Below are 20,577 nucleotides of genomic sequence, written 5' to 3'. Positions count from 1 at the left end.
CTTTCCTGACGACGGGTCACTGCAACCGGTCCTCGCGGCTCGCTAAGGTTGCTCGTTGTGTCTGCCCGGATACGATCAGTGGGGGTGCGGGGTGGGCGGGGGCGAGAGCGCCACCTTCGGCGAGTTCATCGCCAAGCTGCGCGGGCGCAAGGGCTGGTACCAGCGTGACCTCGCCGCCGAGGTCGACCGAACCGAGGACTGGGTGTCCGGGGTCGAGCGCGATGTCATCCCCGTACGGAAGGTCGAGATGCTGTCCCTGCTCGCCAGGGTGCTCGGCACGACGCTGGACGATCTGCTCGCCCATCCGCAACCCGCCACAGCCCCGTCCGCCTCGCCTCGACGCAGGGTCAGCTCGGCTAGGCTGACGGCCATTCGGGCTGCCGAGGAGGTTGACGACGAGGTGCGACGCCGTGAACTCCTGGCCGCTGCGGCCGCCGCCGTCTTCGCCCCGGTCATCGGCGGTCAGCCCGCCGACGCGAGCCCGGCACCCCTGGCTCCGCTGGAGGACCTGGTGCTGAACGGGGCAGCCGCGGTCCCTGGACAGCGTGAGCCCACCGTCGCGAGCGTCGGAGCGTCGATCGCGACGGCGCGTCAGGAGTTCCGGGCCGCCCGCTACGACGCCCTCGGCCAGGCGCTGCCGGGGTGGATCGCTGCCGCTCAGAGCGTCGGCACACCGGAGGAGTCCGCCCGTGCGCTGGCTGCGCTCTACAGCGTCGCGGCCCGGCTGTGCATCAAGATCGGAAACAACGGGCTCGTCGCCATCACCTCGGACCGCGCCCTGACCGCCGCCCGGGCCGGTGGCGACGGCCTGGTGATCGCCGAGGCCCAGCGCATGGTCTCCAGCGCCTGGCGTCGCCAGGGGCACCTGAGCCGGGCCGCCGACATCGCCGTGCGGGCCGCACACGAGCTGCAACGTGACGGCAGCGTCCCGGAGCGAGCCCGCCTCGCTGCGCAGGCCGGCCTCTACGCCACCGCCGCGTACACGGCGGCGAAGCTCGGCGACCGCGGCTATGCGCACTCCCTGATCAGCGAGGGTGCCGACACCGCCCGCGCCGCCGACCGTGCCGACGGCATGCGGGACATCGCCCTGCACCGTTTGTCGGTGCACTACGAGCTCGGCGACGCCGGGCAGGCAATCGACCTGGCCCGCACGATCAACCCGGCCGCGCTGCCGACGGCCGAGCGGCAGGCCCGGTTCTTCATCGACGTGGCACGCGCCTACGACCAGTGGGGCAAGTCCGGGCAGGTGTACCGCGCCCTGCTGGCCGCCGAGCAGGCCGCCCCGCAGGAGATCCGCCGCGGATCGGTCCGCGAGATCACCACCGGCCTGCTCCGGCACGACCGTTCCCTGCCGGGCGTGCGCGACTTCGCCGCTCGGGCCGGTGTCCAACTCGGCTGAGCCGTAACCGGCTTACGGGCCCGTAGTCCGATTACGGATCCGATCTCCGCCAGGGCCTTTCACTGGGGCTGTCCTCCCCGTCCCCACCCCAACGCCCTTCGGCCCGGTCACGCCATGCCCTGAGCCGCTGCGTACCTCAAGGCGGCTGCCGCCACCACCGCCCGGACCTGCCCGCGCACCCGCCGCCACCTCTTCACTCGCTCATCCGAGAGGAGACCAGCCATGGACCGACTCCCCGAGTCCCTGACGATGAGTGCGGAGTCGGCGCACGCCGACTACCGCACCACCCCCGAGTACTACATCGACACCCAGCGGGTCACCGAGCCCGTCATGCTCCACCTGCTCGGCCGCTGCCCGACCGTCTTCGGGCTGAAGAAGGCAGTGGCCGACCTCCTCGCCGGTCGGGACGGCTTCGCCCTGCCGCCCTCCGACGGCACCATCGAGCCCGGCGCGACCGTACACGGTGAAGTGATCGTGGCGGCCGGGGCCGTCATCGCCGACGGCGCGTACGGCACCGGGCCCGTCCTCGTCTGCCCGGGCGCAGTGATCGAGGCCGGAGCCCGGGTACGGGACAACACCGTCATCGGGCCCGGCTGCCGGATCGGTTTCGGTGCCGAGGTCACCCGCAGCCTGCTGATCGGCGACGCCTTCATGAAGCACGCCAGCTTCGTCGGCGACTCCGTCCTTGGCCTGGGCGTCAACATCGGCGCCTTCGTCTCCACCACCAGCCTCCGCGTCACCAGTGGCCCAGTGCGCGAGCCGGCCACCGAGGAGATCAACGCCCACCTCGACGGCCACCGCATTGCCACCGGCCAGACCAAGTTCGGCGCGGTCATCGGCGACGGCGTCGTCGTCCCGGCCGGCACCGTGCTCCAGCCCGCCACCCTCATCGGCGCTCACACCGTGCTGTACCCCAAGACCCAGGTCGGGGGCTTCTTTCCCGCCGGAAGCCAAGGAAGGTGACCATGAACCAGCTTTCTCTGCTGTCCCGCACCGACGATCGCCTTCTCCGCGTCACCGGCGGTATCCGCCTCACCGGCACCGCCCGGGTGCAGGGCAGCAAGAACATCGCTCTGCACCTGTACGCCGCCGCCCTGCTGGCCGACGAGCCGCTGACCCTGACCGGTGTGCCGGAGATCCTGGACACCGTGGTCTGTGCGGAGATCCTCAACCGCACCGGCACCCCGGCCGAGGGCGTCGGCGACCGCTTCGAGACCACCCCGGCCGCTGTCCCGCACCCCGTCATCCCCGAGCAGCTCGGCCGCCGCATCCGCACCACCGCCGTGCTGGCTGCCGCTCTGCTGGCCCGGGCAGGGCGGGTCAGTTTCCCCATCCCCGGCGGAGACGCCTTCTGCCGCCGCCCCATCGACCGCCATCTGGCGGCGATGGAGGCCGCCGGTGCCACCGTCGCCGTCACCGGGACCCAGGTGGAGGCCCGCATCGCCGACCGGGACCGGGCGCCGTTCACCAGCGATGCCGCCACCCCCTTACGGGGTCCGAGCCTGGGCGCCACCGTCACCGGGATGCTGCTGGCTGCACGCGTTCGTGGGACCTCCACCATCGTCAACCCGAGCATCGAGCCCGAGGTCCTGGTCACCGCGGGCCTGCTGGCGGCCGGCGGGGTCGGCACCGCCTGGGAAGGCACGACCGCACTTCACGTCACCGGCACCGATCGCATCACGGGCGGCGCCTTCCAGGTACCGCCCGACCGGCTGGAGGCCGCCGCCCTCGCCCTCGCCGCGGCGATCACCCGCGGCGCCGTCCGGCTGGACAACTTCCCGACCAGCGGGTTCCCCGCCGGACTGCTGGCCGTCTTCGCCGACGCCGGGATCGAACTCACCCCGGTGAACGGGGGCACGCTCGTCCGCTGCCCGGCCGGACCACGTGCGGTGCAGATGGCCACCGGCCCTCACCCCGGCTTCCCGACGGACATGCAGCCGCAGCTGACCGCCTTCCTCACCCAGGCCCCGGGCACCTCGCGGATCGAGGAGAGGATCTACCCCGAGCGGCATACTCATACCGGCCCGCTGCGGGCCTTCGGAGCTGTGGTCCATCCCGACCGCACCACGATCACCGTCCACGGCCCCTCTCCGCTCCGTGCCGCCGACGTGGTCGGTGAGGACATCCGGGCTGCCACCGCGCTACTGATCGCCGCTCTGGCGGCCGAGGGCACCTCTACGATCCGAGGCATGTACCACCTGCGCCGCGGCTACGGCGGTCTCCTGCCCAAACTGGCCGCGCTGGGTGCCAGGCTGACACTCGATCAGGAGATGCTGTGACCGTCCCTCCCTGGAAGCCCGCCGTGCTCACCGAACTGTGCGACTGCCTGGACCTGATGACAGCCGACGGCACGGTCCCCGGCGGTGTCATCGCCTACGGCACCATGGACGGCGAGCCCGGCTTCACGGCCTCCGGCGTTGTCGCCCCCGAGTGCGGCGACGGCCGCCCAGGGCCGCAGACGCTCTACGACGTGGCCTCGCTGACCAAGGTGCTGGCCACCTGGCCGCTGATCGGTACCACCGGGATCGATCTGGACACCCCCGTCCGTACCTTCCTGCCCACGGTCCCCGCCGAGGCCCCCGGCGGGCGGGTGACAATGCGGCAGGTCCTCGCCCACACCACCGGCCTGGGCGCCGAGACCCGGCTCGACCAGTACCGCGGCCGCACCGAGGATCTGGCGCGTCTCCTCTGCGGCGAACCGCTGATCGCCGAGCCCGGCACCAGCCACCGCTACATCAACCGGGGCTTCATCCTCGCCGGGCTCCTCCTCGCCCGGGTCACCGGCCGCCGACTGGACGACTTGGCCGCCGAGCTGTGGTGCTCGCTCGGAATGGCCAGCACCGTCTACGGACCCGTCGGCCGCTCGAACCGGGTGGCCCCGACCGAGCAGCGCCTGGCCGGAGTCCCGCACCTGTGGGGCCTGCCGCACGACGACAACGCCGCCCTGCTCGGTGGCGTTGCCGGGCACGCCGGTGTCTTCACCACCGCCGCCGACCTGGCCACCTACGCGCAGGCCCTGCTGAGCGGGTATCGCGAGGGCACGCCTCTGGGCCGCTGGCTGACCCAGAGCATGGCCCCGCAGGCAGCGATCGAACCCGGCCTGGACCGTGGCCTGGCCTGGATCCTCGCCGACAAGGGACGGATCGCCTACCACCACGGCTTCACCGGAACCAGCCTCTACCTCGCCCCGCACACCGGCCGCTACCTGGCCATCTGCACCAATGCCGTCTACCACCACCAGGACAACCGCATCCGCCTCGCCCCCCTGCGCACCCTCGCGCTCAAGGCGGTCACCGCCGAGCCGTAGGAAGGAACCAGTCGTGGTCCCCGGCCTCGTGAGGCATCCGGCAACGGGGTCGGTTCATCGGCTGCCCGACGGCTGCCCGGTGGTGGGCGTGGCGCTTGGCTGGTCCGGTGCGCTCTCGTCGTCGGCTGTGCGGCGGCGTCGCTTGCGGAGACCGTGAAGCGCTCTGGAAGCTGCCGCCAGGACCAGGGACGCGGCGAGGCTGCCGAGGAACTCGGGGAGCGCGGAGCGCAGGAGGGTCATGCCCGCCTGCTTTCGGCGCCCATGGTCAGGGCACGGCGGCGATCGAGTTCCGCTGCCAGACGGCGGCACTTGCGCCGGACCCGTTCGCCGAAGACGGCGGGGTCGTCGGCGCCCGCCAGCCGGGCAGCCTCGGTCCAGTTGCGCACATCGGGATCTGCCCAGGCCAGGGCGGCAACCCGCTCCGCGGGCCGCAGAGCTCTGATGAGAGCGGCGAGCCGCGCGTCATCCGGCTCGTAGGCGAAAGGAGCGTCCTCCGCGTTCATGATTCCGCATGCGAGATCGTGCAGGGTGAGGCCGTCGCCGAGGGGAGTCTCCAGCAGGAGGACCCGGCCGTGCCGGGTCCGGCGACGCCACACGGGCAGCAGGTGCCGGTGTGTGGTGTGGGCATCCGTGCGCAGTCGTGCCACGGCGATGTCATCGAGACGCTGTCCCGCGAAGAGCGGCTGGATCCAGTCACCGAGCAGGGCGGTGGAGACCGCTTCCTGCCAGCGGGCGTGGCGCGACAGTCCCAGCACATCTGTCGCAAAGGCTTTCACCAGGTCGCCGTGACCGGCCAGCGCCGCCTGCCGTGCCTCCAGCGCCCGCACAGCCCGGGACTGCTCGACCACCCTGTCGAAGTGCAGGTTCAACTCCGAACGCTGCTCCGGTGTGGCACATGGCGGGTACAGGGTGGGCCGGTGGGTATCGACGGTGCCGTCGCGGTACACCGTCACGGCTGGCGGGGTCGAGGTGTCGGGTCCGCCGATGAAGAGGGTGGCCAGTTCGTCGCCCTGGCTGGGATTCAGCACTCGAACGGTGACCAGTTGTGTCGTCCGGGCGGAGCGCCGCACGGTGAGGCCGGGCCGGCGGACAGGCAGGGGCTGCTTCTCCCGGGGCTGGGGCACACCGTGCGACGCAGGTCGCGGCAGAGGTTCGACGGCTGGGGGCATGGCGCACAGGAAGAGGCCACCGCCCGGCAGCAGTTGTTCCCTGTGCGTCGGCTTCCGCTTCCTCCTCAACGACGGGAGGCGCGGACACAGCGTCGGCCAGTCGTCCAGCCTTCCGCCGTCCCTGGAATCGATCCCGGGCCGGGACGATGACCACAGGGCCGCGAGCAGTCCGGCCAAAGCGTTGATCGTCAGCGCCAGGGACGCGGACAGGTACTTCTTGCTCGCACACTTGCTGGGCACGGACAGGCTCCTCGGTGACTGTCGAAGAAGGCTTTCTCTTCTCAGTCGCGACAGGAGCCCGGACCGGCAAAGAACTTCGGCCGGTCCGGGGTGATGTGCGTCACATGCGCGCAGCGGGCGTCAGTCGCCGCCTACGCGATGTGGTCCTCCTCCAGCTGGGCCGTGTGGCGGTTGGTGAAGCGGTGCACCATGCGCTTGGCCTCCTCCGGGGGGAGGGTGATGCGGAACTCGGCGTCGACGTTGTCGCTGAACTCGCGCGGGGTCGGGTAGCTGCCGTTGATCGACTGCTTGAAGACCTGGTAGTACGCCTCCTCGTCCGGCTCCGGGGAGCCGCCGCCCTCGCCCAGCTCGCGGGTGCGGCGGGCGGTGACGGGGATCGGGAAGCTGCCGGTGTCCTCCGGCGAGGGGCCCTGCGGCTGCTGCGGGGCCGGGCCCTGGTGCTGCTGCGGCTGGTCCGGGGACGGGTGCTGGTACTGCTGGGGCTGCTGCTCCTCGTACCACTGCCAGTGCTCTTCCTCGGGCTCGTAGGAAGGCTCCGGTTCGAACGAGGGGTCGTAGCCGCCGTGGTACTCCCCCTGCGCGGGGGAGGTGAACCAGGGGCTCTCCTCGGGGTCCGGGGCGTAGGCCTGCTGGGGCGCGGGACCCCGGTCGGCCGTCGGCTGGGGGCGCTGCTCGCCGGGTGGGGCCTGGGCCGGGGTCCGGGACTCCACGGCGGCACGCGGGTCCGGCTGTGCGGCGGCCGCCGGGAGCTGGGGCGCCGGGGGCAGCAGCGCCGGTTCTACCCCGGCCGCCGCGAGCCCCGCCGGGGCCGTCTGCGCCAGCGGCACGCCGTAGCGGGCGAGCCGCAGCGGCATCAGCGACTCCACCGGAGCCTTGCGGCGCCAGGCGCGGCCGAAGCGGGACCGCAGCCGGGCCTGGTAGACAAGACGTTCCTGCTCCAGCTTGATGACCTGGTCGTAGGAGCGCAGTTCCCACAGCTTCATCCGGCGCCACAGCAGGAACGTGGGCACCGGGGAGAGCATCCAGCGGGTCAGCCGGACGCCCTCCATGTGCTTGTCCGCCGTGATGTCCGCGATCCGGCCGATCGCATGCCGCGCCGCCTCCACCGCGACCACGAACAGCACGGGGATCACCGCGTGCATGCCCACACCCAGCGGGTCCGGCCAGGCCGCCGCGCCGTTGAAGGCGATGGTCGCCGCCGTCAGCAGCCACGCCGTCTGGCGCAGCAGCGGGAAGGGGATACGGATCCAGGTCAGCAGCAGATCCATGGCGAGCAGCACACAGATGCCCGCGTCGATGCCGACCGGGAACACATAACTGAAGTTCCCGAAGCCCTTCTTGATGGCCAGGGCGCGGACGGCCGCGTACGAGCCCGCGAAGCCGATCCCGGCGATGATGACGGCCCCGGTGACGACCACACCGATCAGAATCCGGTGCATACGTGTCAACTGGAGTGGCCCGGTCACCTGTACTCCCCTCCCCTTGCGTGTTGTTGCGCGCAACAGGGTGGCACATACGTGCGCCGAACGCGTGGCCGGTGTGGGCGGAGCCCGGTCCGCGGGCGGACCGGGCTCCCTCCATGTCCCTTTATAGGGGCGCAGTTCAGGCGTACGGCCCGGATCAGCTCTTCTTCGAGGAGGAGGCCGACGGGGACGCGCTCTTCGAGGGGCCCGCGGACGCGCCCTTCGACGGGGACGCCGACGGCGAGGCACCCTTCGACGCGCTCTGCGACGGGGACGAGCCCGCCCGGGCGCTGTCGTGGTTGGCCGCGGCCACCGAGGTCACCGTCTCCTTGACGGCCTTCTCCGCGGCCTTCGCCAGATCGTCGGCGTCCGGCGTCTTGTCACCGGCCAGACCGGCGCCGTTGTAGTCGAGGGTGACGACGACGTTCTCCACCCGCGCCACGACCGTCTCCTGGCGGAAGGAACCTTCCTTCTTCTTCAGGTCGTAGCGCACTGCCGTCGCCTGGTCGCCCGCCCCGGCCAGCGGCGCCGACTTGATGTTCTTCGCGCCCTGCACGGACTGCGCGTCCTGTACCTGCTTGCCGTAGTACTCCTGGGCGAGCTTGTCACCGGAACCGCGCGCGGCGTCCGACGCGAAGCGCAGCAGGGAGACGTTCAGCCAGCGGAACTGGGAGCCCTTGACGCCGTTGTTCTCCAGGCTGCTCCACGAGCAGCTCGCCCGGGACCCGGTGCTGTCCGAGCTGCCCTGCTTGCCGGACTTGGCCCCCTTCGGCACGAGATCGCCCAGGGTCTTGGCGGACAGGGCGTCGCATGCCTTCGGCAGCGTCCCGTACGCGGCCGGCTGCACCGCGTCGGCCGAGGCGCTGCCCGAGGGCGTGGCGCCTGCGGTGCTCTGCTGCTGCGTCCCCGGCTTGGTGGCACTGTCCGAGCCCGAACCGGAGTCCGAGGAGCAGCCCGCGGCGACGAGTACCGCGGGGACGGCCGCCGCGCAGACGAGGAGGCGGCGCAGCCGCGTACCGGTCAGGAGGCCGTCGCGGGCGTCCCGAACGTGCTGGACGCCCTGATCGGCCTGTTCGTGCTGGTCTCGCTGTGCAGGTCGGTGCATGGTTCCTTCACTCATGACGCTCGTGGATCGTGCGGTCGGATCGGGTCCGAGGGGCCACGGTACGCGGTGGGGACGCATGCGGTGCGGGGTCCGGTTCCCCTCCCGGGGCGGACGAGGGGGGTCGCTCAGCCGAGGGAACCGGCCAGCCGGTGGGCCAGTTTCTGGGCCTTGTCCTGCATGTCCTCGCTGCTCGGGGCCGTTCCGGCGGCGGCCGGCTGCTCGTCGTACTCGATGGTCACGATCACATTGGACGTGCGGAACACCACAGTCACCGTGCGCTGCTGGGAGGTGCTCAGCTGGTCGTCGAGGAACGCCTCGTCACCGAGGCCGTCGAGGGTACGGGGCTGGAGATCGGCGTCGCTCGCGTCGGAGGACGGGCTCCCAGAACCGGAGGGGCTTCCCGAACCGGAGGGGCTTCCTGAGCCGGAAGGGCTTCCCGAGGCGGACGAGGACGGGGAGGTGGAGGCGGACGGGGGGCCGCCCGCGTGCGGGGAGGCGCCGCCGCTCGGGGTCGCGGAGGGCGAGCCCGAACCGGAAGCGGAACCGGAGGCCGGGGCGGAGGGGCTCGCGGGCAGGTTCGCGGCCTGCTGCTTGGTGTCGTACACCTCATGGGCGCGGTCGTCGTCGCTGACCGAGCCGTCGTACGACACCACCCGCTCGAAGTCGACGAACAGATGGTCCGTCGCCGTCGTCGACTCGGCCTTCCAGCGGCAGCCGGAACGCCGGTCGTTGTTGTACGTCAGCGCGGCGTCGCCCTGGTAGGCGTTGTCGCGCTGCTCCTGGTCCGCTATCTGCCGGATGCCCGGCAGCAGCGAGTCGAGGGAGGCGCGGCTCACCGCGCCGCAGGCGTCGGCGAGGGTGCGGTACTTGCCGGGCTCGGCCGCGGCGCTCGCGGTGGAGTCACCCGCCTTGGAGTCCTCGGCCGCGCCACCGCCCCCGGAGCCCGAGGAGCAGGCGGCCAGCAGAGCTGCGAGGAGCACCGCGGCGCCCGGTACATACGCCTTCCGCAGCACGGTGAGGCTCCTCTCGACGGTTCTGCGGACGCGGGGTCCGCTGCTTAATCGTTTGCCGCGCGGGGCGGCTCCCTGGAGACAATGTCTATCGCACGCACTGCCGTGGACGCCGGTCCGTTGTCCGTTACGTCGACCTTGGCGCCGGTTTTGCGATGAGTGACTTATGTACTTTTCCGGGGGAAAGTGATTGATATGTCGTACGTAGAGGTGCCGGGTGCCGCCGTCCCGATCCGTATGTGGACGGACCCGTCGACGGTCGAGGGCGCCGCGATGCAGCAGCTCCGGAACGTGGCGACGCTGCCGTGGATCCAGGGCCTCGCGGTGATGCCGGACGTCCACTTCGGCAAGGGCGCCACGGTCGGCTCGGTGATCGCGATGCGGGGCGCGGTGTGCCCGGCGGCGGTGGGCGTGGACATCGGCTGCGGAATGTCGGCGGTCAAGACCTCCCTGACCGCCAACGACCTCCCCGGCGACCTCTCCCGCCTCCGCTCGAAGATCGAGCAGGCCATCCCGGTGGGCCGCGGAATGCACGACAGCCCGGTCGACCCCGTCCACTTCCACGGGACGGCGACGGCGGGGTGGGGGGAGTTCTGGGGGCGGTTCGAGGGGGTGGCCGAGGCGGTCAGATTCCGTCACGAGCGTGCCGAAAAGCAGATGGGAACGCTTGGATCCGGAAACCACTTCGTCGAAGTGTGCACCGATGACGACGGATCGATCTGGCTGATGCTGCACTCCGGTTCCCGGAACATCGGCAAGGAACTGGCCGAACACCACATAGGTGTGGCCCAGAAGCTTCCGCACAACCAGGGGCTGATCGACCGCGACCTGGCGGTCTTCGTCGCGGACACCCCGCAGATGGCGGCCTACCGCCACGACCTGTACTGGGCGCAGGAGTACGCGCGCTACAACCGGATGCTGATGATGGCGCTCCTGAAGGACGTCGTCCGCCGGGAGTTCAAGAAGGCCCGGCCGTCCTTCGAGACCGAGATCTCCTGCCACCACAACTATGTGAGCGAGGAGCGCTACGAGGGGATGGACCTGCTGGTCACCCGCAAGGGCGCGATCAGCGCCAGGACCGGGGAGTACGGCATCATCCCGGGTTCCATGGGCACCGGCTCGTACATCGTGAAGGGCCTCGGCAACGAGAAGTCGTTCAACTCGGCGTCGCACGGCGCGGGCCGCCGTATGAGCCGGAACGCGGCGAAGCGCCGCTTCACCGCGAAGGACCTGGAGGAGCAGACGCGCGGGGTGGAGTGCCGCAAGGACTCCGGTGTCGTGGACGAGATCCCCGGCGCGTACAAGCCCATCGAGCAGGTCATCGAGCAGCAGGGCGACCTGGTGCAGGTGGTGGCCAGACTGAAGCAGATCGTCTGTGTGAAGGGCTGACGAAGGGGGCGCCCGGCCGGGCGCCCGGGGTCAGCGCGCGTCCCGGTGGACCTTGGTGTTGGAGGCCTGGGCCCGGGGGCGGACCACCATGAGGTCGATGTTGACGTGGCTGGGGCGGGTGACCGCCCAGGTGATCGTCTCGGCCACGTCGTCCGCCGACAGGGGTTCGGCGACGCCCTCGTAGACCTTGGCCGCCTTCGCGGTGTCGCCGCCGAAGCGGGTCAGCGCGAACTCGTCGGTCTTCACCATGCCGGGGGCGATCTCGATCACCCGTACCGGAGTGCCGACGATCTCCAGGCGGAGGGTCTCGGCGAGGACGTGCTCGGCGTGCTTGGCGGCGACATAGCCCGCGCCGCCCTCGTAGGTGCCGTGCCCGGCGGTGGAGGAGACCACGACCACGGTGCCGTCGCCGCTCGCGGTCAGCGCGGGCAGCAGGGCCTGGGTGACATGGAGGGTGCCCAGCACATTCGTCTCGTACATCCGGCGCCAGTCCTCGGGGTCCCCGGTGGCGACGGGGTCCGCGCCGAGCGCGCCGCCCGCGTTGTTCACCAGGACGCCGATGGTCCGGAAGGCCGTGGCGAACTCGTTGACCGCCGCCCGGTCGGTGACGTCCAGGGCGTAGGCCGTCGCCGAGTGGCCCGCGGCCGTCAGCTCCTTCGCGAGCGCCTCGATCCGGTCCTTGCGGCGGGCGGTGAGAACCACTCGGTACCCGGCGGCCGCGAGCCCACGGGCCGTCGCGGCGCCGATGCCGCTGCTCGCGCCCGTGACAACGGCGATGCGGGAGGCGGCGGAGGGTGCTGCGGCGGTCATGGCGAGGCTCCTCGGACGACGGGCTGGGGTGTACGCGCCACCGCGCGCGCTGGCGCGGGCGGCGTGCGCCCAGGATAGGTCCCGGGGCGGACGGGGGTCCCGAGCGCCCGGCGTGCCCGGTGCCTGGCCGCTGGTGGTTCGGGGTGCCCGGTGTCTTCGCGGGGCGGCCGTTCTCAGTGGCCTCGTGGTGCCCACATGATGACGGCCATTCCGGTGAGGCAGATCAGCGCGCCGGTGATGTCCCAGCGGTCCGGGCGGTAGCCGTCCGCCACCGCGCCCCAGGCGAGCGACCCGGCCACGAAGATCCCGCCGTACGCGGCGAGGATCCGGCCGAAGTTCGCGTCCGGCTGGAGGGTGGCGACAAAGCCGTAGACGCCCAGCGCCATGACGCCCGCGCCGATCCACAGCCAGCCGCGGTGTTCGCGCGCACCCTGCCAGACGAGCCAGGCGCCGCCGATCTCGAAGAGCGCGGCGACGACGAAGAGGGCTGCGGAGCGGAGGACCATCATGCGGCCACCCTCGCACGGCGCGCCGCGGAGAGCGGCCGGGGCACCTGCACCTCGCCGGGCGCGCCGCGGGGGAGCGCCCGGGGCGGCCGCACCCTCGCACGGCGCGCCGCGGAGAGCGGCCGGGTCACCTGCCCGGCGGTGCCCGGGGCGGGCCGCACGTGGCATACATGCGGTGTTGTCGGGCCCGATGTGGAGGAAGTGACCATGAGGAAGTGGATTGCGGGCGCACTGGGCGCCGCCGTCGTGGTGGGCGCGGCGCTGCCCGCCACCGCCCTGCCCGCCGAGGCCGGGCTCGCCTATCACGGCTATGTGACCATGGGCCGCGGCGAGGTCAACGTACGGATCACCCCGCGGAACCACGGAGTTTCCCGGGTCCAGGACGCCGCCGTGCGGCTGCGCTGGTCCAAGCCGCTGGCGGACGAGCAACTGCTGCCCGCGGCCTGTGCGCGCTATGACACGACCACCGTGCTGTGCCGCACGGGGGCGGTCGCCCCGCTGGCCCAGGGCAGGGAGATCCATCTGCGTGTGCAACTGACCGACACCTCGGCGGACGGGGTGCGGATGGAGATCGACTCCGTGGGGTCCGGTGGCGCCGCGGACCGCACCCCGAGCGCCCAGCAGGTGCTGGTTCTGGGGACGGGGGACCGGTACACGTTCTGAACGGGGATCGCGGGCGGCGGCGGGGGCGCCGCCTGTGAGGGGTCAGGGGGTGCGGGGTGGGGGGTTCGGAATACCGGGGGCAGTGGTGCGGTTCAGGGGTATAGTTGAATCGTCAACTATTCGGAGGGTGTGAGCGAACATGCAGTTCGGGATCTTCAGCGTCGGCGACGTCACCCCGGACCCGACCACGGGCCGGACCCCGACCGAGCGCGAGCGGATCAAGGCCATGGTCGCCATCGCGCTGAAGGCGGAGGAGGTCGGTCTCGACGTCTTCGCGACCGGTGAGCACCACAACCCGCCGTTCGTGCCGTCCTCGCCGACCACGATGCTCGGATACATCGCCGCGAGGACGGAGAAGCTGATCCTCTCCACCTCGACCACCCTGATCACCACCAATGACCCGGTGAAGATCGCCGAGGACTACGCGATGCTTCAGCACCTCGCGGACGGCCGGATGGACCTGATGATGGGGCGCGGCAACACCGGCCCGGTCTACCCCTGGTTCGGCAAGGACATCCGCGAGGGCATCAACCTCGCTGTGGAGAACTACGCCCTGCTGCACCGCCTGTGGCGCGAGGACGTGGTGGACTGGGAGGGCACGTTCCGCACCCCGCTCCAGGGCTTCACCTCCACCCCGCGTCCGCTGGACGGGGTCCCGCCGTTCGTCTGGCACGGCTCGATCCGTTCGCCCGAGATAGCCGAGCAGGCCGCGTACTACGGTGACGGCTTCTTCCACAACAACATCTTCTGGCCGGCCGACCACACCAAGCGGATGGTCGAGTTCTACCGGAAGCGGTACGCCCACTACGGGCACGGCACCCCGGAGCAGGCGATCGTCGGCCTGGGCGGACAGGCGTTCATGCGGAAGAACTCGCAGGACGCGGTGCGGGAGTTCCGGCCGTACTTCGACAACGCGCCGGTGTACGGCCACGGGCCGTCCCTGGAGGACTTCACCGAGCAGACCCCGCTGACGGTCGGCTCCCCGCAGCAGGTCATCGAGAAGACGTTGGGCTTCCGTGAGTACGCCGGTGACTACCAGCGCCAGTTGTTCCTGATGGACCACGCGGGGCTGCCGCTGAAGACCGTGCTCGAACAGCTCGATCTGCTGGGCGAGGAGGTCGTACCCGTGCTGCGCAAGGAGTTCGCCGTCGGCCGCCCGGCGGACGTACCGGAGGCGCCGACCCACCAGTCCGGGGGAGACAAGGGAGACAGTACGGAGGAGGGGGTGAGCGCGGCATGAAGCTGGTCGTCGTCTCGGCGGGGCTGAGCGTCCCGTCCTCCACCCGGCTGCTGGCCGAGCGGCTGGCCGCCGCCGTGCAGCGGACGGTTCCGGCCGCCGGGCCTGCGGTCGTCGGGCGGCCGGCCGAGGTGGAGATGATCGAGCTGCGCGACCTCGCCGTGGAGATCGCGCACAACTTCACCAACGGTTTTCCCGGGCGGGCGCTCGCCGCCGCACAGGAGGCGGTGAGCGGGGCCGATGGGCTGATCGTGGTCACGCCGGTGTTCTCGGCGTCGTACAGCGGGCTGTTCAAGTCGTTCTTCGATGTGCTCGACAAGGACGCGCTGGCGGGCAAGCCGGTCCTGATCGCCGCGACCGGCGGCACCGCCCGGCACTCGCTGGTCCTGGACCACGCCCTGCGTCCCCTCTTCTCCTCTCTGCGGGCTGTGGTCGCCCCGACCGGCGTCTACGCGGCCTCGGAGGACTGGGGCGCGGAAGGACTGCCCGAGCGGATCGACCGGGCGGCCGGGGAACTGGCCGCGCTGATGGGGCCGGCTACCGCTGCCGCTACTGCTGTGGGGGCCGCGGAGTCCGCGGAGTTCCGGGTGGTGCCCTTCGCGGAGCAGCTGGCCGCGCTGCGCAGTTAGCGGCCGGGCGGGTGCGCCCTGGGACGGCGTACCCGGGCGGGCTTCATGGCTGCGGCTCCCCGCGCGTGCCCGGCGCAGGCCCGCGACGCCCGCCGCCGTCGCGCAGGCCCCGGCGAGTCCGTCGTGGGCACCCGAAGAGCCCGGGCGACGTAGCCGACACAGTGGCCCTGCCGGGTAAACCGGCCCGCCCGGGGCGGTGAGAGGCGGGTAAGAAGCCCGCTCCCGGCTCCGCCCACCCGGTGGTGCACCACGCTGGCCTTGGCAGACTGGGGGCGTGACCCAGACAGTGCTGCTCGCCGAGGACGACCGCGCCATCCGCCATGCCCTGGAACGCGCGCTGACGCTGGAGGGTTACCAGGTGACCGCCGTGGCGGACGGGGTGGAGGCCCTGGCCCAGGCCCACCGCACCCAGCCCGATGTGCTCGTCCTCGATGTGATGATGCCCGGCATCGACGGACTCCAGGTGTGCCGGGTGCTGCGCGCCGAGGGCGACCGCACCCCGATCCTGATGCTCACCGCCCTGGTGGAGACCGCCGACCGGATCGCGGGACTGGACGCGGGCGCCGACGACTATGTCGTCAAGCCGTTCGATGTCGAGGAGGTCTTCGCCCGGCTGCGCGCCCTGCTGCGCCGTACCAACGGCTCCTCCTTCGAGATCCCGAAGGAGGAGGAGAAGATCCCCACCGGGCAGGTCGCCGTCGCCGGGCTGCGCATGGATGTGCAGGCCCGCCGGGCCTGGCGCGGGGACCGGGAGCTGGAGCTGACCCGGACCGAGTTCGACCTGCTGGAACTGCTCGCCCGCAACGCGGGCATCGTCCTCGACCACGCCACCATCTACGACCGCATCTGGGGCTACGACTTCGGCCCCGGGTCCAAGAACCTCGCCGTCTACGTGGGCTATCTGCGCCGCAAGCTCGACGAGCCGGGCGCCCCGGCCCTGATCCACACGGTGCGCGGTGTGGGGTACGTGCTGAGGGAGGACTGAGGACCCGTGGCCCCGCCCTCGCGCCCCGGCCCCGGGGACGGCACCGGGATCGGGATGCGCCTGTGGCGCCGACTGCCCGCCCGGCTGCGCCGCAGGCTGCGGCTGCGGTCCCGGCTGCGCCGGATCTCGTCGCTGCGGACCACCTTCACCCTGTCCTTCGCGGCCGTGGCCGCCGGTGTCACCGTGCTGGTCGGCTTCCTCAGCTACGACGCCGCCGCCCGGCTGGTGCGGGTGGACCAGCAGACCGTGTTCGCGCAGGTCGTGGCCGATCTGCGGACGCAGGTCCGACAGAAGCCGCTGATGCCGGACGACTTCGCCATCTCCGACAAGGACCACGACACCCCGCGCGACGACATCATCCGGCCCAGCCGCACGGTGGTGCAGGTGCTCGGGCCCGGCGGCAGGGTGGTCGACCACTCCAATCCGGCGCTGCCCATCGACAGCTCCGACTGGCGGATCGCCGCGACCGCCACCGCGGGCAAACTGGTCCAGCACAACAGCGTCAGCGTGGGCGGCGATGTCTACCGGGTCGCCACCGTGGCGCTCGGCCGCGGCCAGGGCGCGGTGCAGGTCGCCCAGGAGCTGAGCAGCACCGAGGACCTGCTGCGCAGCCTCCAGCAGCGTACGGCGGTGCTGATGGGCGGGGTGGTGATCGCGGCCGGGCTGTTCGGCTGGTGGCTGGCGCGGCGGATCACCGGGCGGCTGGTGCGGCTCGCGGGTGCCGCCGAGGATGTGGCGCGCACCCGGCGGCTGGGTATCCAGGTCCCGTTCACCGGGAACGACGAGGTGGCCCGGCTCGGACGTTCGTTCGACCGCATGCTGGGGCGGCTCGCCCAGTCCGAGGAGGACCAGCGGCGCCTGGTGCAGGACGCGGGCCATGAGCTGCGTACGCCCCTGACCTCCCTGCGTACCAACATCTCCCTGCTGCGCCGCATCGACGAGCTGCCGCCCGCCGCCCGCGAGGAACTGGTCGCCGATCTCGCCGAGGAGTCCCGTGAGCTGACCGACCTGGTGAACGAGCTGGTCGATCTCGCGGCCGGGGAGTCGGACACCGAACCGGTGCAGCGGCTGGTCCTCGCCGACATCGCCGAGGACGCGGCGTCGATCGCCCGCCGCCGTACGGGGCGGGAGGTCCTGGTGCGGGTGACGGGGGACACCACGGTCGACGGGCGGGCCATGGCGCTGCAACGGGCGGTGTCCAACCTGGTGGAGAACGCCGCCAAGTTCGACCGCGACGCCGGGTCGCCGATCGAGATCGCCGTCACCGGCCCGGCCCACCCGGCCGAGCCGCTGGAGTCCGACGAACCGCACACCGGCCCCCCGCTGGGCAGTGTGCGCATCGAGGTCCTCGACCGTGGGCCCGGTATCGAGGAGAGCGACCTGCTCCGCGTCTTCGACCGCTTCTACCGCGCGGCCGACGCCCGCAGCCTGCCCGGCTCGGGCCTCGGGCTGTCGATCGTGCGGGACGTGGCGATCTCCCACGGGGGAGCGTCCTTCGCCCACCGGCGCGAGGGCGGGGGATCGGTGATCGGCTTCACGCTCGGCGGCGGCACGGGGTCCGATACCGCGTGAGCAGGCGGTTTCCCGGCCCTGGCCGGGTGCGGCCCTAGTCGGGTACGGCCCTGGCCGCCGGGTACGGCCCTGGCCGGGTTCGGTTCCGGCCGCGTACGGTCCCGGTTCAGCCGACGTGGACGCGGGGGCGCCGGTCGCGGTGGGATTCCGCCTCGCGGAGCACCTCGCGGGTGACGGGGGCGACCTCGCCCTGGCCGAAGAGGAAGAAGCGCAGGAAGTTGGAGAACGGGCTGCCCTCGGTCCACTCGAAGTAGATGTGGGGGGTGCAGCCGGTGGTGTCGCGGACGTGCAGGAGCAGGGCGGCGAGGGCGTTGGGGATGGAGGAGGACTCCAGGGTGAGCACCCGGTAGCGGCCGTGCAGGACCTCCCCGCGGACGGTCAGGCCCGCCTCGAACTCCGAGGGGTCGGTGACCGTCACCTCCACGAAGACGAAGTCCTCCTGCGGGGGCAGCTCGTTGTCCGCCCGGATCTGCTCGATCTTCTCCCGGTACTCGGTGGCGTCCCGCTCCCCGGGCTTGTTGGCGATGAAGCGGATACGGCGGCTGGCGATGTCCCGTACGAAGCGTTCCGCCAGGTCGTCGAGGGTCACGCTGGTCACCCGCAGTTCGAAGGCGCGGGCCAGCCGGGAGAGCAGGGAGACCAGGATGATCCCGGCGATGAAGCAGGCGCCGATCTTCACACCGTCCGGCCGCTCGATGACGTTCGCGACGGTGGTGTAGAGGAAGACGGTGGCGATGGTGGCGAAGGCGATGGTCCACCTGCGCTGGCGGGCCTTGCGGGCGGCGATGGTGACGGCGATGGCGGCGGAGCTGATCAGGACGAGGACGCCGGTGGCGTAGGCGCCGCCCTGGGCGTCGACGTCGGCGTCGAAGATCCAGGTGACGAGGAAGGCGATCAGGGTGAACACCATGACCATGGGCCGTACGGCGCGGGCCCAGTGCGGGGCCATGCCGTAGCGGGGCAGATAGCGCGGCATCAGGTTCAGCAGACCGGCCATGGCGGAGGCGCCCGCGAACCACAGGATGGCGATCGTCGAGATGTCGTAGACCGTGCCGAAGGCGCCCCCGAGATACAGGTGTGCGAGGTAGGCGAGGGCGCGGCCGTTGGCCGGGCCGCCGGCTCTGAAGTCGCCCGCGGGGATCAGCAGGGTGGTGATGAAGCTGGTGGTGATCAGGAAGACGCTCATGATCAGGGCGGCGGTGGTGAGCAGCTTCCTGGTGTCCCGGATCCGGCCGGTGGGCTTCTCCTCGGTGTCGGCCGGGTCGCCCTGGACGTGCGGCATCACGGCGACACCGGTCTCGAAGCCGGACAGGCCCAGGGCCAGCTTGGGGAAGACGAGCAGCGCCAGGCCGACCATCACGAAGACATTGCCGTGCTGGGTGGTCAGGGCGCCCGTCCAGTCCGTGACCACGTGTTCGGCCGTGAGGACGTGCCAGAGGCCGACGGCCACGACCACGACGTTGAGGGCGAGATAGATGCCGACGAGTGCGACGGCGACGCCGATGGCCTCCAGGAAGCCCTTGAGGAAGACGGCGCCGAGGAGGGCGACCAGGAGCAGGGTGATCAGCATCTGGTGGCCGTGGAGGGCCCCGGTGAGGTGGGGGTTCTCCACCAGGTGGGTGGAGGCGTCGGCCGCGGAGAGGGTGATGGTGATCAGGAAGTCGGTGGCGGCGAAGCCGAGCAGGGTGAGCACAAAGAGCTTGCCCTGCCAGAAGGAGAGCAGACGCTCCAGCATCGCGATCGAGCCCGCGCCGTGCGGGCTCTCGACGGCGACGCGGCGGTAGACGGGCAGGGCCCCGGCGAGGGTGACGATCACCAGTACGACGGTGGCGATGGGGGAGAGCAGTCCCGCGGCGAGGGCGGCGATGCCGGGCTGGTAGCCGAGGGTGGAGAAGTAGTCGACGCCGGTCAGGCACATCACCCGCCACCAGCGCTGGCCGCGGTGGGCGGGTTCGGGCTGGGCGTAGGGGCCCTGCGAGGTGCCCTTGCCCATGTCGGACAGCCCCTCCAGCATCCACTCCCGCAATCGGCTCGCAGGGGGGCGTTCGGTGGTGGCCATCGGCGTGCACTCCTGGCGTATGGCGTACGGCTCCGCGAACGACTCCGGCCATCGGGAAGACCGCCTTACCAGCCTAGGCAGAGTGCATTGCGGGTGCCTCCGCACAGCGGACGCGGCGGACCCGGGGCCCTTTCACTCGCATGAGGGCGTGGCGAGCGGTCGGGCATATGAAGCGAAGGTAAGAAATGAGATGTTTCTGATAACGCAAATGACCTCGTCGTATCACGTTGAGTGACTGCTTTTCCGGCCTTTGTATTACTGCATTGCAGTGATCGCCGGGTCGCCGCCCGGTCGGCTCCATGGAAGCCTCAAAGGTGCGCGCAGTTGGGGGAATCCGTCAGGGGGGATCTGTCTCAGCACAGGAGAGAAACGTGAAATCCTCGCTTCGTACCCGCTCCGCCCGTGCCCTTCCCGCCGGTCTGGTCGCCGTCGCACTGCTGACGGCCGGGGCCCCCGGCGCCTTCGCCGCCACGCACACGGAGACGAAGAGCACCAACGTCATCGCCGCCTCCATCACCGTGAAGCCCTCCAAGTCCGTGCTGCGGATGGGCGAGTCGGTGAGCTTCTCGGGCCGCACCCAGGGCCTGAGGGCCGGCCAGGTGCTCAACCTCCAGCGTTACAGCGGTGGCAAGTGGGTCATCGTGAAGAGCGTCAAGGTCGCGCAGGGTGACACCTTCGCCATCTCGGCCACCAAGCTCGCCGCGAAGGGCACGGAGCGCTTCCGTGTCATCCACGGCAACACCATGTCCCCGACGGTGATCCTGACCGTGCGGTGACGTGACGCCACGAGGTGTCCCGCGGGTGGCATCGAGAGAAGCCACTGAGCGGTGACATCGAGAGGCCGAAGGGGCGCCCCGGGCCCGGGGCGCCCCTTCTCCTTGCCTTGCCTCTGTCGGCCGTGGGGTCGGTGCGGCCGTGGTGGACCTGGCGGCCGTGGCGGCCGTGGTGGAGGCTCCCCGCCGTCCGGGCCCACCCCGCCGTTCGGTCTTCGGTCGCCGGGGGCTACCTTCGCCTGGGAGCCGTGGCGGCTCGCT

19 protein-coding genes are annotated in these 20,577 nt (G+C 71.4%); 11 read left to right on the top strand and 8 right to left on the bottom strand.

Annotated elements, in window-relative coordinates:
• Positions 1-91: 91 nt before the first annotated feature.
• The 4 genes from ACIHAA_RS27150 (at position 92) to ACIHAA_RS27135 (ending at position 4,706) form a co-directional block, all read left to right on the top strand.
• Positions 92-1,399 carry a helix-turn-helix domain-containing protein gene (locus ACIHAA_RS27150; protein ID WP_399821586.1) on the top strand — a complete coding sequence of 436 codons (1,308 nt, stop codon included), beginning with the start codon at positions 92-94 and terminating at the stop codon, positions 1,397-1,399.
• Positions 1,400-1,621: 222 nt separating this feature from the next.
• Positions 1,622-2,362 (top strand): hypothetical protein, encoded by a 741-nt coding sequence (locus tag ACIHAA_RS27145; protein ID WP_399821584.1) that lies wholly within the window; start codon positions 1,622-1,624, stop codon positions 2,360-2,362.
• Positions 2,363-2,364: 2 nt separating this feature from the next.
• On the top strand, positions 2,365-3,678 hold the full coding sequence (locus ACIHAA_RS27140) for a UDP-N-acetylglucosamine 1-carboxyvinyltransferase (RefSeq protein WP_399821582.1): 1,314 nt from the start codon (positions 2,365-2,367) through the stop codon (positions 3,676-3,678).
• Positions 3,675-4,706: a serine hydrolase domain-containing protein gene (locus ACIHAA_RS27135; protein ID WP_399821580.1), complete on the top strand. Its 1,032-nt coding sequence runs from the start codon at positions 3,675-3,677 to the stop codon at positions 4,704-4,706. The genes ACIHAA_RS27140 and ACIHAA_RS27135 overlap by 4 nt, the downstream gene beginning before the upstream one ends.
• A gap of 54 nt (positions 4,707-4,760) precedes the next feature.
• Here the strand turns inward: ACIHAA_RS27135 and ACIHAA_RS27130 are convergent, their stop codons facing one another.
• The 5 genes from ACIHAA_RS27130 to ACIHAA_RS27110 all read right to left on the bottom strand — a co-directional run bounded on the left by ACIHAA_RS27130 (position 4,761) and on the right by ACIHAA_RS27110 (position 9,696).
• A complete protein-coding gene (locus ACIHAA_RS27130) occupies positions 4,761-4,946 on the bottom strand; it encodes a hypothetical protein (protein ID WP_399821578.1) in 186 nt (61 codons plus the stop codon).
• A complete protein-coding gene (locus ACIHAA_RS27125; RefSeq protein ID WP_399821576.1) occupies positions 4,943-6,115 on the bottom strand; it encodes a hypothetical protein in 1,173 nt (390 codons plus the stop codon). Before ACIHAA_RS27125 ends, ACIHAA_RS27130 begins: the two co-directional genes overlap by 4 nt.
• A gap of 131 nt (positions 6,116-6,246) precedes the next feature.
• Positions 6,247-7,554: a DUF2637 domain-containing protein gene (locus ACIHAA_RS27120; RefSeq protein ID WP_399821574.1), complete on the bottom strand. Its 1,308-nt coding sequence runs from the start codon at positions 7,552-7,554 to the stop codon at positions 6,247-6,249.
• Positions 7,555-7,735: 181 nt separating this feature from the next.
• Positions 7,736-8,683 (bottom strand): DUF3558 domain-containing protein, encoded by a 948-nt coding sequence (locus ACIHAA_RS27115; protein ID WP_399821572.1) that lies wholly within the window; start codon positions 8,681-8,683, stop codon positions 7,736-7,738.
• A gap of 125 nt (positions 8,684-8,808) precedes the next feature.
• On the bottom strand, positions 8,809-9,696 hold the full coding sequence (locus ACIHAA_RS27110) for a DUF3558 domain-containing protein (RefSeq protein ID WP_399821570.1): 888 nt from the start codon (positions 9,694-9,696) through the stop codon (positions 8,809-8,811).
• Between the two features lie 192 nt (positions 9,697-9,888).
• On the opposite strand from ACIHAA_RS27110, the gene ACIHAA_RS27105 reads away from it, so the two are divergent.
• Complete coding sequence (locus ACIHAA_RS27105; RefSeq protein WP_399821568.1) at positions 9,889-11,082, top strand: RtcB family protein; 1,194 nt, start codon at positions 9,889-9,891, stop codon at positions 11,080-11,082.
• A gap of 30 nt (positions 11,083-11,112) precedes the next feature.
• Here ACIHAA_RS27105 and ACIHAA_RS27100 read toward each other — a convergent pair whose 3' ends face one another.
• Positions 11,113-11,892, bottom strand: coding sequence for an SDR family NAD(P)-dependent oxidoreductase (locus ACIHAA_RS27100; RefSeq protein ID WP_399821566.1), 780 nt, complete (start codon positions 11,890-11,892; stop codon positions 11,113-11,115).
• 173 nt (positions 11,893-12,065) lie between these two features.
• On the bottom strand, positions 12,066-12,401 hold the full coding sequence (locus ACIHAA_RS27095; protein WP_399821564.1) for a YnfA family protein: 336 nt from the start codon (positions 12,399-12,401) through the stop codon (positions 12,066-12,068).
• A 204-nt stretch (positions 12,402-12,605) separates the two neighbouring features.
• Between ACIHAA_RS27095 and ACIHAA_RS27090 the strand changes: the two genes are divergently transcribed.
• The 5 genes from ACIHAA_RS27090 (at position 12,606) to ACIHAA_RS27070 (ending at position 17,484) form a co-directional block, all read left to right on the top strand.
• Complete coding sequence (locus ACIHAA_RS27090) at positions 12,606-13,061, top strand: hypothetical protein (RefSeq protein ID WP_399821562.1); 456 nt, start codon at positions 12,606-12,608, stop codon at positions 13,059-13,061.
• Positions 13,062-13,200: 139 nt separating this feature from the next.
• Positions 13,201-14,301 carry an LLM class flavin-dependent oxidoreductase gene (locus tag ACIHAA_RS27085; RefSeq protein ID WP_399821559.1) on the top strand — a complete coding sequence of 367 codons (1,101 nt, stop codon included), beginning with the start codon at positions 13,201-13,203 and terminating at the stop codon, positions 14,299-14,301.
• Positions 14,298-14,927, top strand: coding sequence for an FMN reductase (locus ACIHAA_RS27080; RefSeq protein WP_399821557.1), 630 nt, complete (start codon positions 14,298-14,300; stop codon positions 14,925-14,927). Before ACIHAA_RS27085 ends, ACIHAA_RS27080 begins: the two co-directional genes overlap by 4 nt.
• A 274-nt stretch (positions 14,928-15,201) precedes the next feature.
• Entirely contained in the window at positions 15,202-15,912 is a 711-nt protein-coding gene (locus tag ACIHAA_RS27075; protein WP_399821555.1) for a response regulator transcription factor, read from the top strand.
• Between the two features lie 54 nt (positions 15,913-15,966).
• Complete coding sequence (locus ACIHAA_RS27070) at positions 15,967-17,484, top strand: ATP-binding protein (protein ID WP_399821652.1); 1,518 nt, start codon at positions 15,967-15,969, stop codon at positions 17,482-17,484.
• 106 nt (positions 17,485-17,590) lie between these two features.
• Here the strand turns inward: ACIHAA_RS27070 and ACIHAA_RS27065 are convergent, their stop codons facing one another.
• Positions 17,591-19,543 carry an amino acid transporter gene (locus ACIHAA_RS27065; protein ID WP_399821553.1) on the bottom strand — a complete coding sequence of 651 codons (1,953 nt, stop codon included), beginning with the start codon at positions 19,541-19,543 and terminating at the stop codon, positions 17,591-17,593.
• 371 nt (positions 19,544-19,914) lie between these two features.
• Here ACIHAA_RS27065 and ACIHAA_RS27060 point away from each other — a divergent pair, with 371 nt between their 5' ends.
• A complete protein-coding gene (locus ACIHAA_RS27060; protein ID WP_399821551.1) occupies positions 19,915-20,319 on the top strand; it encodes a hypothetical protein in 405 nt (134 codons plus the stop codon).
• Positions 20,320-20,577 lie beyond the last annotated feature (258 nt).

It is taken from the genome of Streptomyces sp. NPDC052040 (genome assembly GCF_044548405.1).
In the GTDB taxonomy this organism is placed as follows: Bacteria; Actinomycetota; Actinomycetes; order Streptomycetales; family Streptomycetaceae; genus Streptomyces.
This window is presented reverse-complemented; position numbering and strand designations above follow the sequence as displayed.